Source organism: Streptomyces nojiriensis, assembly GCF_017639205.1.
Taxonomy (GTDB): domain Bacteria; phylum Actinomycetota; class Actinomycetes; order Streptomycetales; family Streptomycetaceae; genus Streptomyces; species Streptomyces nojiriensis.
In genome coordinates, this window is record NZ_CP071139.1 from 3,839,679 (window position 1) to 3,847,500 (window position 7,822).

Sequence of the window (7,822 nt, forward strand, 5' to 3'; positions counted from 1 at the left end):
CACAGATGATGAGTACGGGGGGCCTCATCACCCGCGCCACGGCGCTCCTGCCGAGCGCCGAGACACCACCGGTGACGACACCGCGCGAACCCGCCAGGGAAGCGGCCGAGCGCGAACTGTCCAAGCCGATGTACCACGAGAACGACCCCAGCCTGTTCGACCGCGCCCTGCGCAAGTTCTTCGACTGGCTCGACGACATGCTCGGCGCCGCCTCCGGGGCGACCCCCGGAGGCGGCTTCGGCCTGCTCGTGATCCTCCTCCTCGTGATCCTCGCCGTCGGCGCCCTCTGGTGGCGCCTGGGCACCCCCGGCCGGATCACCACCGGCACCGGCGTCCTCTTCGCCGACGGCACCCGCAGCGCCGCCGACCACCGCACCGCCGCCGACGCCCACGCCGCCGCCGGCCGCTGGACCGAAGCCGTCCAGGAACGCATGCGCGCCGTCGTCCGCTCCCTGGAGGAGCGCACCCTGCTCGACCCGCGCCCGGGACGCACCGCCGACGAGGCCGCCGCCGAAGCCGCGGTCTCCCTCCCCGACCACGCCGCGGACCTCCGCGCCGCCGCCCGTACCTTCGACGACGTCACCTACGGCGGCCGCACCGCCGACGCCGACACGTACGCCCGCCTGCGCGCCCTCGACCTCACCCTGGAACGCGCAAAGCCGCTGCTGACGGGACCCACCGCATGACCGGCCCGACCGACCCGGCCCCGCCGACGGCCACTTCGGCCCCGACGGCCACCTCGGCCCCGTCCGCGTCCGGGGCGCGGGAGCCCGGGGGCAGCACCCCCGGCAACGCCCCCGCACCCGCCGCACCCGCCGCACCCGCCGCCGGCTCACGCACCCGCAACCTGCGCCGGCTCCGCCGCGCCCTCACCGCCGTCGCCGTCCTCGCCGCCGGCGCCATCGCCATGGCCGCCCTCAACTCCGGCACCCGCCACGGCTCCCTCGACCCCCGCACCACCGACCCCTTCGGCAGCCACGCCGTCGCCGAGCTCCTGAAGGAACGCGGCGTCACCACCCGCGTCGTCACCACCGCCCGCGAGGCAGCCGACGCCGCCGGCCCCCGCACCACCCTCCTGGTCACCGACCCCGACCGGCTCGGCGCCACCCAGCGCGGCATCATCCGCTCGGCCATCGACCTCTCCGGCGGCCGCACCGTCCTCCTCGCCCCCAGCAGTCACAGCCTCCGCGACCTCTCCCCCGGCGTGCACACCGCCGGCGACGCCGCCACGGACCGCCCCGACCCCGACTGCACCCTGCCCGCCGCCACCTCGGCCGGCCGCGCCGACACCGGCGGCGGCCTCAGCTACACCACCGCCCTCCCCCGGGCCACCGCCTGCTACCCCAGCGGCGGCCACCCCACCCTCCTCGTCCTCCCCACCGGCCCCACCGGCGGCGACACCGTCCTCCTCGGCTCCGAGACGATCCTCCTCAACGAGTCCCTCGCCGACGAAGGCAACGCCTCCCTCGCCCTCCAACTCCTCGGCTCCCGCCCCGACCTCGTCTGGTACCTGCCGTCCCTCGCGGACTCGGACCCCGACACCGCGCCCTCCGACGAGGACAAGGGCCTCCTCGACCTCATCCCGGCCGGCTGGTCCTGGGCCCTGCTCCAGCTCTTCGTCGCCGCCGCCCTCGCCGCCCTCTGGCGCGCCCGGCGCCTGGGCCCCCTCGTCACCGAGAAGCTCCCCGTCGCCATCCGCGCCTCCGAGGCCACCGAAGGCCGCGCCCGCCTCTACCGCAAGGCCGACGCCCGCGACCGCGCCGCCACCGTGCTGCGCGCCGCCACCCGCGAACGCCTCGCCGCACTGCTCGGCGTTCCGCACACCCAGGCCCACGACCCCGCGGCACTGGTCCCGGCCGTCTCCGCCCGCCTGACCGGCGAGCCCCGGGACGTGACCGCCCTCCTCTTCGGCACCACCCCTTCTGACGACGCGGCACTCGTCGCGCTCGCCGACCACCTCGACGCCCTCGAAAGAGAGGTCCGTACGTCATGACGTACCCGGCCACCGAGTCCACGGCAGTGACCGCGGACAGCGCCCGCGCTTCCCTCGAAGCGCTCCGCACCGAGATCGGCAAGGCCGTGGTCGGTCAGGACTCCGCCGTCACCGGACTCGTCGTCGCGCTCCTGTGCCGCGGCCACGTCCTCCTCGAAGGCGTCCCCGGCGTCGCCAAGACCCTCCTCGTACGGGCCCTGGCCGCCTCCCTCGAACTCGACACCAAGCGCGTCCAGTTCACCCCCGACCTGATGCCGAGCGACGTCACCGGCTCGCTCGTCTACGACGCCCGCACCGCCGAGTTCTCCTTCCAGGACGGCCCGGTCTTCACCAACCTCCTCCTCGCGGACGAGATCAACCGGACCCCGCCCAAGACCCAGTCCTCGCTCCTCGAAGCGATGGAGGAGCGCCAGGTCACCGTCGACGGCACCCCGCGGAAGCTGCCCGACCCCTTCCTCGTCGCCGCCACCATGAACCCGGTCGAGTACGAGGGCACGTACCCCCTCCCGGAAGCCCAGCTCGACCGCTTCCTCCTCAAGCTCACCGTCCCCCTCCCCTCCCGCGAGGACGAGATCGGGGTCCTGACCCGCCACGCCGCCGGATTCAACCCCCGCGACCTGCACGCCGCCGGCATCCGCCCGGTCGCCGGCCCGGCCCAGCTCGAAGCCGCCCGCCAGGCCGTCGCCAAGGTCTCCGTCTCCCCCGAGATCGCCGGCTACGTCGTCGACGTCTGCCGCGCCACCCGCGAATCGCCGTCCCTCACCCTCGGCGTCTCCCCCCGCGGCGCGACCGCCCTGCTGGCCACCGCCCGCGCCTGGGCCTGGCTCACCGGACGCGACTACGTCACCCCCGACGACGTCAAGGCCCTCGCCCTGCCGACCCTGCGCCACCGCGTCCAGCTGCGCCCGGAAGCGGAGATGGAGGGAGTCACGGCCGACGCCGTCATCACGGCGATCCTCTCCCACGTCCCCGTCCCGCGCTGATGGCCCTCACCGGACGCGCCGCCCTGCTGGCGGCCCTCGGCAGCATCCCGGTCGGCCTCCTCGAACCGAGCTGGACCGGCATGCTCGCGGTCAACGGCCCGATCGCCCTGGCCTGCGCGCTCGACTGCGCCCTGGCGGCGCCCGTACGCGATCTCGTGCTGGCCCGCTCCGGAGACACCTCGGTCCGCCTCGGCGAACCGGCGGAGGTCCACCTCACCGTCACCAACCCGAGCAGCCGCAAGCTCCGGGCCCGCGTCCGCGACGCCTGGCCCCCGAGCAGCTGGCTCCCCGGCACGGAGGCCGCCGCGTCCCGGCACGAGGTGGTCGTCCCCGCGGGCGAACGCCGCCGCCTGACCACCCGGCTGCAGCCCACCCGCCGCGGCGACCGCCGGGCCGACCGCGTCACGATCCGCTCCTACGGCCCCCTGGGTCTGTGGGCCCGCCAGGGCTCCCAGGTGTCCCCCTGGACCGTCCGGGTCCTGCCGCCCTTCACCAGCCGCAAGCACCTCCCGTCCCGGCTGGCCCGCCTGCGCGAACTGGACGGCCGTACGAGCGTCCTGACCCGCGGCGAGGGCACCGAGTTCGACAGCCTCCGCGACTACGTCCCCGGCGACGACACCCGCTCCATCGACTGGCGCGCCACGGCCCGCCAGAACAAGGTGGCCGTCCGCACCTGGCGCCCCGAACGCGACCGGCACATCCTCATCTGCCTGGACACCGGCCGCACTTCGGCGGGCCGCGTCGGCGACGCCCCCCGCCTGGACTCCGCGATGGACGCGGCCCTGCTCCTCGCCGCACTGGCCACCCGCGCCGGCGACCGCGTGGACCTCCTGGCCCACGACCGCCGTCCCCGCGCCCAGGTCCAGGGCCGCTCGGCGGCCGACACCCTCCCGTCGTTCGTCAACGCGATGGCCACCCTGGAACCGGAGCTCGTCGAGACCGACGCCAGGACCCTGGTCTCCACCATCCTCCGCAACGCCCCGCGCCGGTCCCTGGTGGTCCTCCTGACGAGCCTGGACGCGGCCCCGATCGAAGAGGGCCTGCTCCCGGTGCTCCCCCGTCTCACGCAGCGCCACACGGTCCTGCTGGCTTCGGTCGCCGATCCTCATGTCGCGGCCATGACAATCTCGCGGGGCACGGTGGACGCGGTCTACGAGGCCGCCGCGGGCACCCAGACCCAGTCCCAGCGCCGCCGCACGGCCGACCAGCTCACCCGCCACGGCGTCCACGTCGTCGACGCCACCCCGGACACCCTGGCCCCGTCCCTGGCGGACGCCTACCTGGCCCTGAAGGCCGCCGGCCGCCTCTGAGGAGCGAAGGCTCAGCGGTTCAGATCGAAGACGCCCACTCCCTGCCCCTCGTAGGCCTTCGGCTCGACCGTGGCAACCAGTGCCTGCGAACCCCACTCGGGAAGGTGACGTGCGGCATGGACGGCGGCTGCGACACCGGTCGGCACTCCGTCGCGGCACATCTGTGCCACGGCCAGGACGGCCGGATAGTCGAGGTCGAGCATGTGGATCACGTCGAGCTGACCGATGTGCTCGGCGACCCCCGCGAGAACCACGTCGGCCTCGAGGACCGACAGGACCGGCACCCACAACCGCGCGTCCGCATCGAGATGGGCGTGGTGAATCAGCGCGGACACCTGCCGATTCCCGGACAGCGCAAGCAAGGACGGCGTGTCCAGGACGAGGTGGTGCTGGATCACGCGGCCGCGTCCTCCTGCCCTGCGAAGGCCTCACGGAGCTTTCGGCCCATGGCCGCACTCTCCTCATCGGTCACGTCCACCCCGAAGTGCTCGGCCATGTAGGCCCGGGCCCGCTCCGCCTGATCCCGCCGCTCCTCTGCGGTCAGCGTCGTCTCGGCAAACTCCTGCACCAGAGACCGGATGGACGTCCCGCGGGACTCAGCGATGACGGCCAGGCGGTCTCTCACCTCGGCCGACACGCGGATCATGGCATCAGACATGCTCCGAGTATACGCCCACGTAAACATCTCCGTGGGGTAAACGCAGAAAAGCCCCGCACCGAACCCTGAACGGGTTGGTGCGGGGCTTTCCCACAATGATTGTTCGGCGGCGTCCTACTCTCCCACAGGGTCCCCCCTGCAGTACCATCGGCGCTGAAAGGCTTAGCTTCCGGGTTCGGAATGTAACCGGGCGTTTCCCTAACGCTATGACCACCGAAACACTATGAAATTTGAACACGCTGGTGTTGACACAGCTGTTCGTTATTTCAGAACTAACACAGTGGACGCGAGCAACTGAGGACAAGCCCTCGGCCTATTAGTACCAGTCAGCTTCACCCGTTACCGGGCTTCCACATCTGGCCTATCAACCCAGTCGTCTACTGGGAGCCTTACCCTCTCAAGGAGGTGGGAATACTCATCTTGAAGCAGGCTTCCCGCTTAGATGCTTTCAGCGGTTATCCCTCCCGAACGTAGCCAACCAGCCATGCCCTTGGCAGGACAACTGGCACACCAGAGGTTCGTCCGTCCCGGTCCTCTCGTACTAGGGACAGCCCTTCTCAATATTCCTACGCGCACAGCGGATAGGGACCGAACTGTCTCACGACGTTCTAAACCCAGCTCGCGTACCGCTTTAATGGGCGAACAGCCCAACCCTTGGGACCGACTCCAGCCCCAGGATGCGACGAGCCGACATCGAGGTGCCAAACCATCCCGTCGATATGGACTCTTGGGGAAGATCAGCCTGTTATCCCCGGGGTACCTTTTATCCGTTGAGCGACGGCGCTTCCACAAGCCACCGCCGGATCACTAGTCCCGACTTTCGTCCCTGCTCGACCCGTCGGTCTCACAGTCAAGCTCCCTTGTGCACTTACACTCAACACCTGATTGCCAACCAGGCTGAGGGAACCTTTGGGCGCCTCCGTTACCCTTTGGGAGGCAACCGCCCCAGTTAAACTACCCATCAGACACTGTCCCTGATCCGGATCACGGACCGAGGTTAGACATCCAGCACGACCAGAGTGGTATTTCAACGGCGACTCCACAACCACTGGCGTGGCTGCTTCAAAGTCTCCCACCTATCCTACACAAGCCGAACCGAACACCAATATCAAACTGTAGTAAAGGTCCCGGGGTCTTTCCGTCCTGCTGCGCGAAACGAGCATCTTTACTCGTAGTGCAATTTCACCGGGCCTATGGTTGAGACAGTCGAGAAGTCGTTACGCCATTCGTGCAGGTCGGAACTTACCCGACAAGGAATTTCGCTACCTTAGGATGGTTATAGTTACCACCGCCGTTTACTGGCGCTTAAGTTCTCAGCTTCGCAACCCCGAAAGGTCACTAACCGGTCCCCTTAACGTTCCAGCACCGGGCAGGCGTCAGTCCGTATACATCGCCTTACGGCTTCGCACGGACCTGTGTTTTTAGTAAACAGTCGCTTCTCGCTGGTCTCTGCGGCCACCCCCAGCTCACGGAGCAAGTCCGATCACCAGTGATGGCCCCCCTTCTCCCGAAGTTACGGGGGCATTTTGCCGAGTTCCTTAACCATAGTTCACCCGAACGCCTCGGTATTCTCTACCTGACCACCTGAGTCGGTTTAGGGTACGGGCCGCCATGAAACTCGCTAGAGGCTTTTCTCGACAGCATAGGATCATCCACTTCACCACAATCGGCTCGGCATCAGGTCTCAGCCTTAATGAGGGACGGATTTGCCTACCCCTCGGCCTACACCCTTACCCCGGGACTACCACCGCCCGGGCTGGACTACCTTCCTGCGTCACCCCATCGCTTACCTACTACAAGTCTGGTTCGTCGGCTCCACCACTTTCCTTTCCCCGAAGGGTCCGGAACGGCTTCACGGACTTAGCATCGCCTGATTCGATATTGGGCGTTTCAAAGCGGGTACCGGAATATCAACCGGTTGTCCATCGACTACGCCTGTCGGCCTCGCCTTAGGTCCCGACTTACCCTGGGCAGATCAGCTTGACCCAGGAACCCTTAGTCAATCGGCGCACACGTTTCTCACGTGTGTATCGCTACTCATGCCTGCATTCTCACTCGTGAACCGTCCACAACTAGCTTCCGCTGCTGCTTCACCCGGCACACGACGCTCCCCTACCCATCACAGCAGGCGTTGGCCCTATTGCTGCAATGACACGACTTCGGCGGTACGCTTGAGCCCCGCTACATTGTCGGCGCGGAATCACTTGACCAGTGAGCTATTACGCACTCTTTCAAGGGTGGCTGCTTCTAAGCCAACCTCCTGGTTGTCTCTGCGACTCCACATCCTTTCCCACTTAGCGTACGCTTAGGGGCCTTAGTCGATGCTCTGGGCTGTTTCCCTCTCGACCATGGAGCTTATCCCCCACAGTCTCACTGCCGTGCTCTCACTTACCGGCATTCGGAGTTTGGCTAAGGTCAGTAACCCGGTAGGGCCCATCGCCTATCCAGTGCTCTACCTCCGGCAAGAAACACACGACGCTGCACCTAAATGCATTTCGGGGAGAACCAGCTATCACGGAGTTTGATTGGCCTTTCACCCCTAACCACAGGTCATCCCCCAGGTTTTCAACCCTGGTGGGTTCGGTCCTCCACGAAGTCTTACCTCCGCTTCAACCTGCCCATGGCTAGATCACTCCGCTTCGGGTCTAGAGCGTGCAACTCAATCGCCCTATTCGGACTCGCTTTCGCTACGGCTTCCCCACACGGGTTAACCTCGCTACACACCGCTAACTCGCAGGCTCATTCTTCAAAAGGCACGCAGTCACGACTGTATGTGCAAGCACATACAGCGACGCTCCCACGGCTTGTAGGCACACGGTTTCAGGTACTATTTCACTCCGCTCCCGCGGTACTTTTCACCATTCCCTCACGGTACTAT

The 7,822-nt window shown here is 67.8% G+C and carries 6 protein-coding genes and 2 rRNA genes (1 of these 8 running past the window's edge); 4 read left to right on the forward strand and 4 right to left on the reverse strand.

The window, feature by feature from the left end:
- Window positions 1-5: 5 nt before the first annotated feature.
- From JYK04_RS17840 to JYK04_RS17855, 4 genes are read left to right on the forward strand one after another with little or no spacing between them, the layout of a single operon-like run.
- Window positions 6-686, forward strand: coding sequence for a DUF4129 domain-containing protein (locus JYK04_RS17840; RefSeq protein ID WP_189747364.1), 681 nt, complete (start codon window positions 6-8; stop codon window positions 684-686).
- A complete protein-coding gene (locus JYK04_RS17845; protein WP_189747366.1) occupies window positions 683-1,993 on the forward strand; it encodes a DUF4350 domain-containing protein in 1,311 nt (436 codons plus the stop codon). The genes JYK04_RS17840 and JYK04_RS17845 overlap by 4 nt, the downstream gene beginning before the upstream one ends.
- Window positions 1,990-2,976: an AAA family ATPase gene (locus JYK04_RS17850; protein ID WP_189747367.1), complete on the forward strand. Its 987-nt coding sequence runs from the start codon at window positions 1,990-1,992 to the stop codon at window positions 2,974-2,976. Before JYK04_RS17845 ends, JYK04_RS17850 begins: the two co-directional genes overlap by 4 nt.
- Window positions 2,976-4,286, forward strand: coding sequence for a DUF58 domain-containing protein (locus tag JYK04_RS17855; RefSeq protein ID WP_189747369.1), 1,311 nt, complete (start codon window positions 2,976-2,978; stop codon window positions 4,284-4,286). Before JYK04_RS17850 ends, JYK04_RS17855 begins: the two co-directional genes overlap by 1 nt.
- Window positions 4,287-4,297: 11 nt before the next feature.
- On the opposite strand, the gene JYK04_RS17860 is transcribed toward JYK04_RS17855, so the two are convergent.
- The 4 genes from JYK04_RS17860 to JYK04_RS17875 form a co-directional block, all read right to left on the reverse strand.
- The gene (locus tag JYK04_RS17860) at window positions 4,298-4,684 is read right to left on the reverse strand and encodes a PIN domain-containing protein (RefSeq protein ID WP_189747371.1); all 387 of its coding nucleotides are present in this window, start codon (window positions 4,682-4,684) and stop codon (window positions 4,298-4,300) included.
- Complete coding sequence (locus JYK04_RS17865) at window positions 4,681-4,944, reverse strand: hypothetical protein (RefSeq protein ID WP_189747373.1); 264 nt, start codon at window positions 4,942-4,944, stop codon at window positions 4,681-4,683. The genes JYK04_RS17860 and JYK04_RS17865 overlap by 4 nt, the downstream gene beginning before the upstream one ends.
- Before the next feature lie 101 nt (window positions 4,945-5,045).
- Window positions 5,046-5,162, reverse strand: a 5S ribosomal RNA gene (gene rrf / locus JYK04_RS17870).
- Window positions 5,163-5,240: 78 nt separating this feature from the next.
- Window positions 5,241-7,822, reverse strand: a 23S ribosomal RNA gene (locus JYK04_RS17875); it runs 541 nt beyond the window's last position.